The sequence below is a fragment of the Pontibacter populi genome, from assembly GCF_019336435.1.
GTDB classification, from domain to species: Bacteria; Bacteroidota; Bacteroidia; order Cytophagales; family Hymenobacteraceae; genus Pontibacter; species Pontibacter humidus.
On sequence record NZ_JAHWXQ010000002.1, the window covers coordinates 267,656 to 282,097 of the forward strand.

General features: G+C 45.5%; 9 protein-coding genes. 3 read left to right on the forward strand and 6 right to left on the reverse strand.

Annotated features, from left to right (window positions below):
* Window positions 1-9: 9 nt before the first annotated feature.
* The 6 genes from KYK27_RS07800 to KYK27_RS07825 all read right to left on the reverse strand — a co-directional run bounded on the left by KYK27_RS07800 (window position 10) and on the right by KYK27_RS07825 (window position 10,962).
* Window positions 10-2,874 (reverse strand): type I restriction endonuclease subunit R, encoded by a 2,865-nt coding sequence (locus KYK27_RS07800; RefSeq protein ID WP_199109476.1) that lies wholly within the window; start codon window positions 2,872-2,874, stop codon window positions 10-12.
* Window positions 2,874-4,079, reverse strand: coding sequence for a PD-(D/E)XK nuclease family protein (locus tag KYK27_RS07805; RefSeq protein ID WP_199109477.1), 1,206 nt, complete (start codon window positions 4,077-4,079; stop codon window positions 2,874-2,876). The genes KYK27_RS07800 and KYK27_RS07805 overlap by 1 nt, the downstream gene beginning before the upstream one ends.
* A gap of 10 nt (window positions 4,080-4,089) precedes the next feature.
* Window positions 4,090-5,352, reverse strand: coding sequence for a restriction endonuclease subunit S (locus KYK27_RS07810; protein WP_199109478.1), 1,263 nt, complete (start codon window positions 5,350-5,352; stop codon window positions 4,090-4,092).
* A gap of 2 nt (window positions 5,353-5,354) precedes the next feature.
* Window positions 5,355-6,932 (reverse strand): type I restriction-modification system subunit M, encoded by a 1,578-nt coding sequence (locus KYK27_RS07815; protein WP_199109479.1) that lies wholly within the window; start codon window positions 6,930-6,932, stop codon window positions 5,355-5,357.
* A 761-nt stretch (window positions 6,933-7,693) separates the two neighbouring features.
* Entirely contained in the window at window positions 7,694-9,157 is a 1,464-nt protein-coding gene (locus KYK27_RS07820; RefSeq protein ID WP_199109480.1) for an FAD-binding protein, read from the reverse strand.
* Window positions 9,158-9,204: 47 nt separating this feature from the next.
* Window positions 9,205-10,962 (reverse strand): WYL domain-containing protein, encoded by a 1,758-nt coding sequence (locus KYK27_RS07825; RefSeq protein ID WP_199109481.1) that lies wholly within the window; start codon window positions 10,960-10,962, stop codon window positions 9,205-9,207.
* 96 nt (window positions 10,963-11,058) lie between these two features.
* Between KYK27_RS07825 and KYK27_RS07830 the strand changes: the two genes are divergently transcribed.
* The 3 genes from KYK27_RS07830 to KYK27_RS07840 are packed head-to-tail and all read left to right on the forward strand — an operon-like array spanning window position 11,059 to window position 14,351.
* Complete coding sequence (locus tag KYK27_RS07830) at window positions 11,059-11,820, forward strand: DNA polymerase beta superfamily protein (RefSeq protein WP_199109482.1); 762 nt, start codon at window positions 11,059-11,061, stop codon at window positions 11,818-11,820.
* Window positions 11,811-12,875 (forward strand): DNA polymerase beta superfamily protein, encoded by a 1,065-nt coding sequence (locus KYK27_RS07835; protein WP_199109483.1) that lies wholly within the window; start codon window positions 11,811-11,813, stop codon window positions 12,873-12,875. Before KYK27_RS07830 ends, KYK27_RS07835 begins: the two co-directional genes overlap by 10 nt.
* Window positions 12,876-12,935: 60 nt before the next feature.
* Window positions 12,936-14,351, forward strand: a complete 1,416-nt coding sequence (locus KYK27_RS07840; protein ID WP_199109484.1) for an RtcB family protein — start codon at window positions 12,936-12,938, stop codon at window positions 14,349-14,351.
* Window positions 14,352-14,442 lie beyond the last annotated feature (91 nt).

The following is a 14,442-nucleotide window of genomic DNA, read 5'->3' on the forward strand; positions in this document are numbered from 1 at the left end:
TTTATAACTCTACAACCTCGCTCCCATCCCACTAATAAACGTCTCCACAAACCCAAGCATTTTAGCGGTTATGCGCTCGGCGATTGGCTTGCGCTCCAGCAGCTTTGGCTTGGCGGGCAGCATGTCCAGTACTTCATCTCTTAAAGGGGCACGTTCCGTGAACAGGTAATTACCCAGCACGGCTTGCAGCTTTACCGGATCCAGCTGTTCTTCTTTGCTCATCTTCTCGAAGGCGGCCATTTGCTCCCTAGCCCAGAAGTTTTCAAACTGTTCCGGAATATCGTCTATATCTTCAATGTGCGGCAGGTTTTCTTCAATGAACTTGCGGATCAACTCGCGTTTGCTGCGCAGGGTGGCTTCGCCGGTCAGCGTGTCCAGGATGGCTTTTTTCTGGCGCTCTTTGTCTTCATCGCTGGCGCTGTTGAGCTTGGCCAGTAGTTTCAGGATATAGGCCACGTTGATCTCGTCACGGTGGATCAGCTCCAGCTCGAAATCAACATCATCCAGTATCGATTCCTTTTCTTTAGCAGTGCCTGTTTTTACTTTATCGTACAGGTCTAAGTACTTGCTTTTGTAGTCTTCAAAGCTTTGCTCTGTCATAGCCAGCTGGTCGAAGCTGAAATCGGCGAAGGTGGTAAGCACGTTCTTCAGGCGCATCAACTCCCGGAACGCCTTTACAAACTCCAGCTCTTCTTCCTCGCTTGGTAGGCTATCTACACTACCTACAGTTGGCGCAATCTTCAATAACTCGCCAAAGGCGATGTTGAATTTAGCTACATAGTCTTCGTAAGGCTCTACCAGGATAATTTCTTTGGCATCCTTATTCGAGAAAAGGGCTATGGCATCGTCTGTGGCTTGTTTCAGGTTGCGGAACACCACAATGTTTCCCTGCGACTTCTGCTCGGTGTAGAGCCTGTTGGTGCGGCTGTAGGCTTGAATCAGGCCGTGGTATTTCAGGTTCTTATCTACATACAGCGTACTGAGCGGCGGTGAGTCAAAACCGGTCAGGTACATGTTCACGACCAGCAGGATGTCTATTTCTTTGTTCTTTACCCGCTTCGAGATGTCGTTGTAGTAGTTGTAAAACGACTGGCTGTCTTTGGTGGAGAACTTTGTGTTGAACAAGGTGTTATAGTCCACTATGAACGCATCCAGTTTCTCGCGGGTGTGGCTGTTGGCCGTGTATGCTATAGTTGGTTCTGCGGCGATGGCTATCTCTTCGTCTTCCAGCATGTAATCGCCGGTGGCGCCCTTGTCTTCTTCGTTGGCGGTGTAACTGAAGATGGTAGCAATCTTCAAGTTGTGTTTGCCTTCGGCTTTGCGCTGCTGGAACAGCTCATAATAGCGGATCAGTACATCAACGCTGCTCACACAGAACATGCCCGTAAACTCTTTGCCATGCGTTTTACGCGGGTGGTGCTCTATGATGTAGTCCACGATCTTTTCCAGGCGCTGTGGGGCTTCCAACAGCTCTTTGGTGTCGATGTCTTCTACTTCTATGTCAATCTCGGTATTGCTGCCTTCCTTCTCCCTGTACCTGCCCACATACTCAACAGAAAATTTAAGCACGTTCTCGTCTTTGATGGCATCCGTGATCAGGTATTTGTGCAGGCACTCGTCGAACAGGTCACGGGTGGTGCGCTTGCCTAGGTCGTTTTTAATCACGTTCTCGGCAAAGATAGGTGTGCCGGTGAAGCCGAATAGTTGGGCTTTGGTAAAAAAGCTTTTGATGCGGTTGTGCGTTTCGCCGAACTGGCTGCGATGGCACTCATCAAAAATAAACACTACGCGCTCCTCCCGTAGCTTTTCCAGTTTGCCGGAGAAACGGGCGCTGCCGATGGCGTTGTTCAGTTTCTGTATGGTGGTAACGATGAGTTTGGTGTCGCCGGAAAGCTGACTGACCAGGGCGCGGGTATCGTCGGTGCCGTCTATGCTGCCTGCCGAAAAGCTGTTGAACTCTTTGGTGGTCTGGTAATCCAGGTCCTTGCGGTCTACAACGAATACTACTTTGTGCACCTTGGGCAGTTGCATAAGCAACTGGCTGGCCTTAAAAGACGTGAGCGTTTTGCCTGAGCCGGTGGTGTGCCAGATGTAGCCGTTCTTATCCGAGTTTTTTACCTTATCAATAATAGCTTCGGTGGCGTAAAATTGGTAAGGCCGCAGCACCATCAGGATCTTGTGCGTCTCGCTGAGCACAATGTATTTGGTCACCATTTTAGCCAGGTGGCAGGGCTCCAGAAACGCTTTGGTAAAGGCCTCTATCTGGGTGATGAGCTTGTTATTTGGATCGGCCCAGTAGAAGGTTTGCTTAAACGACTGGCGGCGGTTGTTAGCGTAATACTTGGTGTTCACGCCGTTGCTGATCACAAACAGCTGCACGTACTGGAACAAGCCATGCGATGCCCCAAAGGTATGGCGGTGGTAGCGGTTGACCTGGTTAAAGGCTTCCTTCAGCTCCAGGCCGCGGCGCTTCAGCTCTATCTGCACCAGCGGCAAACCGTTTACGAGCAGCGTTACGTCGTAGCGGTTTTTGTAGGTGCCATCTATCGTTACCTGCTGGGTTACCTGGAACAGGTTCTGGCACCAGTGCTCCTGCTGCAAAAACTCCAGGTACACGCTCGTGCCATCGTCCTTGGTGAGCTGCATTTTATCCCGGAGCACCTTGGCACGGTCGAACACATTGCCTTTGTTCAGGTGGTTGAGCACGCGCTCGAACTCCTTCTCCGTTAGCGATACCTGGTTGTGCTTTTCCAGCTGGGTTTTCAGGTTGGCCAGCAGGGCCTGCTCGTCTTTTATCGTGACGTAACTATAGCCCAGCCCCTGCAGCTGCTTTACCAAGTTGTCTTCGAGTACCTGCTCCGGTTGTGTTCCCACTATCTTATACTTATTAAGAAGTCTTTAACTTTTTCAGTTTCTTTTATAAGATATTGTTCTACTTCTTCTACAATATGATTTTCAAACTTATCTCTGAAGGAGTTATCGGAATTAAGCTTTTGCAGCAAATCACCGTGCTTTAGGTTTGCTTCATAATGTTCGTATTCATTCAAAACATAAGCATTGTACCACCGATGCTTATAAAATTTATTGTTCCTTGTGTATTCGTTCTCACCATCAAGCAAGTTAATTGTACCGATGAACAAAGCTCCTCCAAAATGCCCTTGCCCATTGCCACTAAAAGATTCCAAACCAAAAAATATAGGTTCTTCTTCCATACCCTTGATTTTAATCCATATCTGGGAGTAAAACTTTTCGGCAGGGTGACCTGAAACTATGGTATGGTGATCTCCTAAACGTTCTTTTAACTTTTTAAGAACACTTTGTCTTAATCTCTCTTTGATGGCTGTACTAACTCTTATAAAATTAGCTGCTACGTATTCAGATTCTTTGAAATACTTAATCATTAAATCCGTAAGCTCCTGCTGATCTTTCCCTTGCATAGTGGCAGTAATATTTTGTATTAAAAGTTTGTATTGCTTAATTGACTCTCTCAAAATTGGTACTTCGGCGGCTTCTTTAATGCATAGGTCTAGCCACTCTATGATATGCTTTCGGTAAGAAATCAAGAAGAAATCTTTACCGGCTTCTAAACCTCCTCTGCTACCTGCAGATGGCTCGGCTCCATTTAAGGTTAGATAATAAACCTTATTTCTTTCTTTGTTATGATTACAGTAGCGCTCTATTTGTGCATGTTGGTCACCTGCATCAATTTTATTCTCTATTGAAATGCTATTGCCAGCTTCATCCCAGATATAAATATCAATTCTGCCGCCTGTTTTGGATTTGTTATCTTTGAGACCAACATGATGCTCAGGTTTTACTTTAACTTTTTTGGTTTCTAGATTGTCAGTTTCAATAACCTGCAAAAACAATTTTAAAAAGGCATCTTCTTTATAGTGCGAGCCTTTGGGATTCAACAGTTCGGCTAGGAACGCAGAATGAGTACTGTTCTCGCGGCGCTCCATTTTAAGTATAGAAAACACATTAAACGTTTCCCCACGCTGTTTCTTTAACTCACGTTGGTGTGCAAGTATGCGTTTAGTGCTGTTTAGTAAATAACTGAGTTTGTCTTCGCTTATCATTTATTTTTCATTACACAAACAGCTGCTGCAGCAAGCCTTTCTTGAATTGCTGCGCCTGTTCCAGTTGTTTAGAAGTATAGTTTAGTTTATTGTCTACTGCTGTTAAAAACTCAGTAATCTTCTTCTGCTCTTCTTTGCATGGTTGTGGTATCGGAAGCTTAAGAAAGTCTTCATTCGTTATACTCATCCTGTCGTGACGAGCGCCATAGTTGGCTATACTTTTCATGTATTTATGCCATGCTGTAGTTTCAAAGAAGAATTCCAAAAACTCAAGATTACGATTTTCAAACCTGAAAACTGTATACAAAGGCGACATAACTCCTTTAACCAGTTTATTTCGTTTTATTGGGCCAACCGGAGCTGTAGCTGAGATACGTGGATTGTAAATAAAATCATCAACATCCACTACATAATAACCTTCCAGATTTTCTTGGTTCGCTATGTCTTTATCAAAGTATTCTTGCTGACTAACTATACCTTGTGTAGCTGAGTTGGTAAGTACAAAATTGACATCATTCGATTTATTCTTCTGAGTAACTCTTTTAGCTACCTCAACCAATTTCTTATCTTCCCACTCCGGAAAGTCACTACCGTTATCGTCCTTGAAGCGGATCTGCTGGGAGAAGATTTGCTGCATCGCCCCTTTTTTATACTTCTCCAACAGCTCCTTCTTCTTGCTCAACTGCTGGATTTTATCTGTTACCGACGACAAAAAGTCTGATATTATTTTTTGTTCATCAAGTGAAGGAATTTGTACTGATATACCTTCTATCTTTTGGGGTGAAGTATGACGTACTTTTGTTCCAGCAGCTGTTCTTGAAAATTCAGTTCTTAAGTACTCCGTTGCCATATAGTAAGCTAAAAACTTACGTTCAACATCTTGATTAACCTGAAATAAACCAAGCCGCTGATTATGTAAGAATAAGCCAGACTTCGGAACAATGAGAGCACTCCCAATCAATCCAACAGCTTGCTCTGTCATTACAGTTAGTAAATCGCCTTCCTCTAAAATATAATCTTTGGGAAAATCGTCGCTTACATAGTACTTCTCTTTTTCACCTTGATACCTAAATCCACCTTCTGGATTAAAATTACCCGGGGTTAAAACTATGTATGGTCCATTATCACTAAAATATTCTCCTTTGAAAGCAAATCCATGCTTTACCTTACATAATTCACCAATTTTTTTTGACTGCCACTCCCCTTCAAACTCCGGAAAGCGAAGCGCAGGCACGCTCTTCACGGCTGCTGTTATTTCTGCTGTTGCTTCCATAGTTAAAACGGTTTGGCTATTCCCAGTTCGTCGCAAAAGGCAGCTATAGTTTGGTCGGTGCTTTGCATCTCGTCTTCCAGCTGGGCCAGGCCGGCGGCTACTTCGTTCAGGTCTATTGTTTCCTCTTCTTCAAAGGTGTCCACGTAGCGCGGAATGTTCAGGTTGTAGTCGTTTTCTGCTATCTCCTGCAGGCTGGCCACATAGCTATACTTCGGTTCAGGTTTGCGCGCTCGGTAGGTCGTGATGATCTTCTCAATATCGGAGACGCGCAGGTAGCATTGCGTTTTGGCTTTCTCGTAGTGCTGGCTGGCATCAATAAACAGGATGTTATCGGCCTGCTCGCGCCATTTCTTAAACACCAAAATACAGGTTGGTATGCTGGTGCCATAAAAGATGTTGGCCGGCAACCCGATCACGGCATCCAGGTAGTTGCGGTCCTCTATCAGGTACTTGCGGATGTGCCCTTCGGCTGCTCCCCTGAACAGCACGCCATGCGGCAGTACCACGGCCATAGTTCCATTTTTGGCCAGGTGGTGCACCATGTGCTGCACAAAAGCAAAGTCGGCTTTAGAGCCCGGGGCCAGCTTGCCGTACTGGCTAAAGCGGTCGTCGGACATATGCAATGGGCTAGCGCTCCATTGCGCCGAGAACGGCGGGTTGGCAACTATAGCCTCAAAGCGGTGCTCCAGGTGCTGCGGGTGCTCCAGCGTGTCTTCCTGCCGTATGTCAAACTTCTGGAAGTGAACATCGTGCAGGATCATGTTCATGCGGGCCAAGTTATAGGTGGTGCGGTTCAGCTCCTGCCCGTAAAAGTCAGACACCTCGTCTACTTCCTTGGCAACGCGCAACAACAAAGAGCCCGAGCCGCAGGTAGGGTCATACACCGATTTGAGCTTGGTTTTGCCGGTGGTCACCAGCTTGGCCAGCACTTTCGATACCTCCTGCGGGGTATAAAACTCACCGGCTTTCTTGCCCGCACCACTTGCAAACTGCCCGATCAGGTACTCGTAGGCATCGCCCAGCACATCGGCTTCGGTGTCTTCCAGCTTAAAATCGATCTTGTCTAAGTGGCCCAGCACTTTAGCGATCAGGTCATTCTTGGCAGCCTCAGTGCGGCCCAATTTGGTAGATGTTAGGTCCAGGTCCTCGAAGAGCTTGTTAAAGTCGTCTTCGCTCTCGGTGCCCATCGTGCTCTGCTCAATGTGCTTGAGCACCTGTGTTAGCTCATCCAGTATAAAGTTGCTCGCGCCCTCCTCTTTGCTGTTGGCGTTGCCTTTACGTGCCAGCTCTTTAAACAGCTCCGTCGGCTTCAAAAAATAGCCTAAATGAAGAAGTGCATCTTCTTTAATGGCCTCAAGCATTTCTTGACCATCATCGGTGCTTTCACTTATATCGGTATACTTTATGTCGTCTTCTGCCAGTATTTTATTAGCATGTAACTCCATCTTCTCAGACAGATACTTGAAAAAGATAAAGCCTAAAATGTAGTCCCGGAACTCATCAGCATCCATTTTGCCGCGCAATGTATTAGCAATATTCCAGAGTTGTTGTTCTATTTGTCTTTTGTAGTTTTCAGACATGGGTAAGCTAAAAATGTATTTGTAAGGCAGGGTTGGCCTTTTAATCAAAAGTAGTAAATTAAACTATAGCATATTCAGGAAAATATATGTTTCTCAGCTTCTGTTCGGTTTCAGATTTTGAGTTGTAAAATAATACCTACAGAATGAAATAACTATGTTGCTATATTACCCTGCCATAAGTATTACATTGACTGCCCCATATCATCGAGTATATTTTTGAGCGTATACTGTAATTGTTAAGCTCACTATTCTGTGCACTTAAACATCTGTTATTTTATATCTGAACTATTTCAAGAAAGGGGCTACTCCTGCTCTAATCTCTTCGATTAATTCAGGGTCCATGAACTGGTAATCATCTGGTATGTCTAAAACTATCACTTTGCCGCTAATAATATCAATGCCGAACTTTTCCTGAATTCTCTGTCGGTGCCGCTTCTCCATAACAAAAATCAAGTCTGCCCACTCTAAAGTCTTAGCAGTTAGCCTAACTCTGGCTGATGGCTCTGTGCCAGCTGAACGAACATGTAATCCTGGCTCATCTTTATAGATAGTCTCTGCCGTGGGGCTTCTCCATTGGTTTCGACTACAAACAAATAATATATTCACTTTGGGAATCAATTATCATGGGTGCTGGCATCTGTTTATACTGCTAACTATAAATGACGCCCACTAAGAAAGTAAAAGCAATAATAAGACGGTTGCTAATGAGGTATTTTAAGAAAATATACACACATTATCGCTATCTATTACTGTTAGCAGCTTTATTTATAGTGCTCGTAGAATTTGTTACTGAAAATTTCCTTCGGGTCATATTTCGTTTTCAACTCAAAGAATGTATCAGCTTGCGGATACGCCATTCGCATTGTTTCCCTATCGATATGCAGGCGGTACGGAAGATAAAATGTTCCTCCATTTCTGATGGCTACATCAACTAGCTGATTCGTCAACACCCGCATTGCTTCTTCCTGTGATTTGGTCTTTTTTTGGTTGAAGAGGAAAACAAAACCAAATACACTTTCTCTTGCATAGTTCAGGTAACTGTCCTCATCCTTTTGCACCCCACGGATGGTAATGTTAAGCAAGTCAAGCTCTGATTTTTGTAGCACCGTTTTGATCTCTTCTATAAACCGGTTAAAATTCCTTTCCGGTATAAAGTACTCTTGCAACAGGTCAGTTGAACTAGTATCCTTGTTCTCAATCATGGAAACGTGATCATTTAATAGCTCATTTCGGGAGTACACATTGTTTTTTGTTACTTTATTCATTCCGGTTTCTAAGTCCCAGCGCAACCGCTTTCCATATTCACTGTCTACACTGCTTCGAAACACCAAGCGCTTGTTTTCATCATTATTCTGCTGCTGAACAGGCAAAGGTGCTTCGCTGACTTTCTCGAAGAAGTTAAGTGTTGCTTCTTCTAGAAAAAGCTTATCTGAGATGCGCAAGCGACCGAATACCAAGTCTACTTTCGGATTGCTGGAAACAAAATTTTTATAGTGCGCCACATAGTTTTCAGGGCTGAGACGGACATACTTGAATTGCAGCGCTGTGTTTTCAACTACCCTCAGCTTAACATCTAGAATGATACCAAAAAGTCCATATCCTCCAATTACTAACTTGAAGAGTTCTGGATTTTCGGTCCGACTACATTGTAAGATATTGCCGTTGTAATCCATCAAGCTAAAGGAAAGGACACTGGATGATACGGGCGGCAAATCTTTCTGCCATCCGTGCCCATTAACACTGATAGAACCACCTACAGAAAAGGAACTAAAGGCCTGCATAACAGCAATTGATTTACCGTGCTTATCTAAATACCTGATCGCCTCTTCCCACAGCGCTCCAGATCCAATGGTTAAGATATTACTAATTGTATCCAGCTCCATGTGCTTGTAGGGAAGCATATTGATTAAAATGCCACCAGGATAAATGGTATGCCCACCCATACTATGTTGTGCACCCGCTATGGAAACCTTTAGATCATTTTCCTGAGCATACCTTAAGATGCTTCGGAGCTTATACTCTATGTTTGCTTTGCTATTTTCTACCTGAATGATAGTATCTACCTGTGTCAAATTAAGCTGACTGGCATCATTGGTGTAACCAACAGGAGTGTTATTGCTTACAACTGTTTCTTTCCACTTTGTTCCAAGAACATGTAGGAATGGAATGGATATAAATAACAAAGCAAGTAGGATTCCTAAGATCCAAAGGTATTTTTTCTTCATCTAGTTAATAGGGATAAGGTAGGCTTAGTCTAAGATTCAGCTAGTGTTTACTGTGCTAAATTATGCAGCACGTCTTCCCGTTCTAGCCACTCCAGCCCATCAGGTAACTCTTTGCTATTAAACTCCAGATGAATTACACGTCGGTGCTTTTCGTTGAGTGTTTTCGAAGAGGCATGCAGAGTCAACGGTTTTAACAAGTGCACGCCACCTTTTAGCACTTTGCAGCTCTTGCTTTCAGCTGATTCTCTCAGTTCAGCAACCTCAGCATCTGAAAGGATACTAAAATGTGTTCTAGGTATTACTTTTAGGGCCCCGTTTTCTTCGTCTGTATTATCCAGATGTATGCGTAAGGTAAAAGCACTCTGCAGGTATTCTAGCGGTGGCCTTACACTTACTAGTCCAGCCTTATTGGTCCAACTACTAAAACCATCTACTTCTTTTTTTTCGACTACATTGATCGGAACATCCTGGTGCCAGGTCACGTACCAATTCGACTTTGGCGGCTTGTCAAAGTAAATGGCTTTGGTCAGGAAGTAGCCTTCCCCAAAACCTTCCCGGATGATCTTGCACAGGTTCTCGTTAAAAATATGCTGCTTTAAGGTAGGGATCTCCTTGAGTAAACTTCTGATGGCAAACAGATCATCCGTTTTGCGAAAGCGTTCTTCGTTCTCTGTTGCCCTGGTGATCGTAGAAAGCATCTTCCCTACTTCTTTGCTCGTGTAGATGTTTTCCAGCACAGCGTAGCCCCTACGCTGTACTTTGGTTATGCTGTGACTAAGTTCTGTCAGGTTTAGCTCCTTTTCATACTGCTCTGCGGCATTGCACATTTTCTCATGAATCCTGCGCTTAAGCTTGTGAGGCTTTAGCACCTTCACGCAATCCCCAAAGCCTAATATCTCCCGTTCGAGCTCAAAGTTAAGTTGTACCTGCAGCCGCACAATAATGCCGTTACTGGTCCGCTCCATCAGTTGCTGGGAATGGTGCAGGGGTTTGGTAAGTACATAAGGGGCATTTTCCCGGTTAAAGTAGAGCTCTACTTCTTCAGGTTCTTCATACGGGTTTACCGATACGCCCAGGACATGCTTAAAATAGTCTGCCAAGTTCAAGGTAGTATTCTCCAGGTAAGGCTCATGAGACTCCCCCACCTCCAGGATACGATCTAATGCCAGCACCAACACTGGTTGGCTATTTTTCTTAATCCCTAATACAAACCAACGATTGCGATACTCTTTTAGCAGGTAAGGATGAAACGTGAAGGTTTGCGCCTCCCTAGCTTTAAAAGATTGATACGACAGCTGCACTGGGCGCTTTTTAATGATTGCCTGGTAAAGTGCATCGATGTGTTCCAGCCCTTTTAAGTGATCGTTCTTTTCCAAATCGATCACCGGTGCCTGCTTGGTCTTGGCCGTATGGATGCGGTCCTCCAAGCGCTGCACCATCCCATTGAGTTCATGGAAGTGCGTGAAGCCTTTGAACTGCCTTAAAATGTCTGCTACTTCGGTCAGTTTGCCTAGGTCCTGCTCTGTAAGGGGAATGTTGGTGATAGAATACTCCGGGTCCTCGTAGGCATAGTACTTCTTATCAATGACAATGATCGGCGCGTTATAGCCCAGCTTATCGGAGCGCATCATCTGCAAATCCATCTGCACCGTACGCCGGCTCACCCCCTTGTCAATACCTTCGTACTCGTACAGGGCATCTGAGCAGGCATCGATCAAGTCCTCGAGCGTCCATTTTCTATACTTGTTGCGCAGGCAGTTATCGAGCGTGCGGTAACGGATCAGGGCGTTGCGGTTTACAGGCATTGGCTAAAATATTTTATGAAATATAGAAAATAAAATCTGCTGCGCAAAAACACTGCGCAGTGCCCTTCTACCTTTGGTGTATTAACAACAAAGGCTATGCAAGAACAGATACTACAAAAGCTAAGAGAGATTGAGGCACAATACAAAGTACAAATCCTACTTGCCTCAGAAACAGGCAGCCGGGCCTGGGGTTTTCCTTCGCCTGACAGCGACTACGATGTGCGCTTTATTTACCGCCACACCCGTGACTGGTACCTGAGCATAGACGAGCAGCGCGACACCATTGAGTACTTAAGTGGAGATCTGGACCTGGTGGGCTGGGACATCCGCAAGTGCCTGCGCCTTTTGCGTAAATCTAACATTGCCATGTTCGAGCGCCTGTCTTCACCTATCGTGTACCTGGAGCAGACGGATCTCAGGAAACAATTGCAGAAACTCGCTTCTAATTATTTCTCCTGTCGTGCCGGGCTGCACCACTACGCCAGCATGGCCGGCAACTACTACAAGGCATGTGAAGCTGCTGATATGGTAAAGCTAAAGAGCTACTTCTACCTCTTGCGCACTACCCTGTGTAGTCTCTGGATTGTGGAAAAGCAAAGCATACCGCCGTTGGCTTTCCAGAAGTTACTGCCTTTAGTAGAGAACCAAACATTAAGAACTAAGATAGAAGAATTGTTAATCCTTAAGGCACAGGTAGATGAAACATACCTGCACCCAAAGGAACTGGAACTAGAGCAATACCTGAAACGAATGCTTGATTACTGCGACACAAGGGCAATTGAATTTGAAAAACATCAAGGCGAAACAGCGCCATTAAACCAACTATTTAGTGAAACGATAGCAAAGCCATGGCATTAACGATAGATGATCTAAAGGCAAAGAACCTGTTGCTGCTGGAGTGCATCAGCGGCAGCAGGGCCTATGGCCTGAGCACCCCTACGTCTGATACTGACATTCGCGGTGTATTTGTGCTTCCGGAGGAAGACTACTTTGGACTCAATTATGTAGAGCAAATCAGCAACGAGAGCAACGACGTGGTGTACTATGAGTTGAAGCGTTTCGTGGAGTTGCTATCTAAAAATAACCCGAATATGCTCGAGTTGTTGGCTATGCCCGATGATTGTATTCGCTTTAAGCATCCGCTCTTCGACCGGTTCAAAACTGAAGCTTTTCTCTCAAAGCTTTGCAGGACCACCTTTGCTGGGTATGCGCTTGCGCAGGTAAAGAAGGCACGGGGACTAAAGAAAAAGATCGTGAATCCAGTAGAGCCGGAACGACGCTCGGTGCTGGACTTTTGCTACGTGGCGCAGGGACAAGGCTCAGTGCCGGTACAAGAGTTTCTGGCTCAACATAACTTGCGCCAGGAAGCGTGCGGGCTGACCAACATCCCGCACATGCCCGATCTATATGCACTATTCCATGAGCCGAATGCCAAGCTCAAAGGTATTGTACAAAGCGAGAAGGCAAACGATGTGTCGCTGAGTTCTATACCCAAAGGGTTGCAGCCACTAGCGGTAATGAGCTTTAACAAGAATGCCTACTCTACCTACTGTAAAGAATACAAGGAGTACTGGGAATGGGTGGAAAAGCGCAACCAGACCCGATACGAGAATACGCTATCGCACGGTAAGAACTACGATGCCAAAAATCTGATGCACACCTTCCGCCTGCTTGATATGGCTGAAGAAATTGCTACGCAAAAGCAGATCATTGTGCGCCGGCCTAATCGGGAGTTCCTGTTACAAATCAAGGTCGGTGCATTTGAGTATGCCGAATTACTAGCAATAGCTGAAGAACGCATTGCCAAGATGGATGAACTGTATTGGACATCTGATCTGCCGGAAGAGCCAGACTTAGAGAAGTTAAATGAGCTGATGGTAGAGGTACGAAAAAAATTTTACAACAAAAATTAACTGCGCAAAAAGACTGCGCAATAGGCTAATTCCTTTGTATCAACACAACGAAACAAGACAATGAACACATTTACACTAACAGGAAAAGACTTATTGGAAATAGGCTATAAACCAGGCAAAGCCCTCGGTACGGCTTTGTCTATTATGGAAACAGCATATCCGGATTTATCAAAAGAAGAGCAGCTAACGAAACTAGCTACTATACTTGCCTCACCTGCTGATTACCAGCAGGACGAGCTATGGGCGCCAGTTGCTGAAGCCCTGGTACCACCAAAGCAGGAAGAGCTGATTTCGCTATTGCCTGAAGCGAAGGAATATGTGATTTATGGGGCAGAAGGCATTGAAGTCGGTGCTATCAACCAGATGGATACAGCCATGCGCCTGCCTGTTTCTGTTGGGGGAGCCCTGATGCCGGATGCGCACCAAGGCTATGGACTACCGATCGGTGGCGTGCTGGCTACAAAAGGTGCTGTAATTCCCTATGCAGTAGGGGTAGACATTGGGTGCCGTATGAGCATGAGCCTGTATGCCATTGATTCAGGTATTCTGACTACGCAGTCGGATCAGCTAAAGCGCATATTGCTTGACAATACTAGGTTCGGTACGGCTACCTTTAAAAACCCGAAAGATCATGCCATCATGGAGCGTCCTGAGTTCGCTGCCATACCTATTGTAAGGAGCCTGAAAGACCGGGCCTATAGCCAGCTTGGATCTTCGGGAGGCGGTAATCACTTTGTAGAATTTGGGGTGGTAGAACTCCATAATGCGGAAAATGAGTTCGGACTGCCAGCAGGACAATACCTGTCGGCTCTCTCCCACTCCGGCTCCCGTGGTTTGGGTGCCAACATTGCAGGCCACTATACTAAGCTGGCGATGCAAAATTGTCGACTGCCTCAGGAGGCACGACACCTGGCATGGCTGGACCTTAAAACAGCCGAAGGGCAAGAGTACTGGCTGGCGATGAACCTGGCAGGTGATTATGCTTCAGCCTGTCATCACCAGATACATGAGCGCTTGGCTATAGCCTTGGGTGAGCAGCCACTGGCGGTAGTGGAGAACCACCACAACTTCGCCTGGAAGGAAAAAGATGCGCCAGGAAACGAGGTGATCGTGCACCGGAAGGGCGCTACACCGGCAGGTCAAGGGGTGCTGGGGATTATACCTGGCTCTATGGCTACACCAGGTTTCATTGTGCGTGGTAAAGGTGAGGCAAACTCCCTGAACTCGGCTTCGCACGGAGCAGGCAGAGTCATGTCCAGAACTAAAGCCAAGCAAACGCTTTCGCTGCCACAGGTGCAGCAGTTCTTGCAAGAAGCAGGTGTGGAAGTGATCGGGTCAGGACTGGACGAAGCGCCTATGGTTTACAAGGACATCCGCCAGGTGATGAACTCGCAGCAGGATCTTGTGGATGTAGTGGGAACCTTCACTCCAAAGATCGTCCGGATGTGTGGAGATGAGAAGTATATGAAGTATTAGTGTAATAAGATAATGCTTTAGATATACTTTATCTCTACCTATAACACACTATCCACTTGAAAGTATAGCTAATATATATAATAAAACTTAT

Excerpts from the sequence above, each read along its gene's own strand:
- KYK27_RS07805 (WP_199109477.1), bottom strand. The coding sequence starts at position 4,079 with ATGATAAGCGAAGACAAACTCAGTTATTTACTAAACAGCACTAAACGC.
- KYK27_RS07810 (WP_199109478.1), bottom strand. The coding sequence starts at position 5,352 with ATGGAAGCAACAGCAGAAATAACAGCAGCCGTGAAGAGCGTGCCTGCG.
- KYK27_RS07815 (WP_199109479.1), bottom strand. The coding sequence starts at position 6,932 with ATGTCTGAAAACTACAAAAGACAAATAGAACAACAACTCTGGAATATT.
- KYK27_RS07820 (WP_199109480.1), bottom strand. The coding sequence starts at position 9,157 with ATGAAGAAAAAATACCTTTGGATCTTAGGAATCCTACTTGCTTTGTTA.
- KYK27_RS07825 (WP_199109481.1), bottom strand. The coding sequence starts at position 10,962 with ATGCCTGTAAACCGCAACGCCCTGATCCGTTACCGCACGCTCGATAAC.
- KYK27_RS07830 (WP_199109482.1), top strand. The coding sequence starts at position 11,059 with ATGCAAGAACAGATACTACAAAAGCTAAGAGAGATTGAGGCACAATAC.
- KYK27_RS07835 (WP_199109483.1), top strand. The coding sequence starts at position 11,811 with ATGGCATTAACGATAGATGATCTAAAGGCAAAGAACCTGTTGCTGCTG.
- KYK27_RS07840 (WP_199109484.1), top strand. The coding sequence starts at position 12,936 with ATGAACACATTTACACTAACAGGAAAAGACTTATTGGAAATAGGCTAT.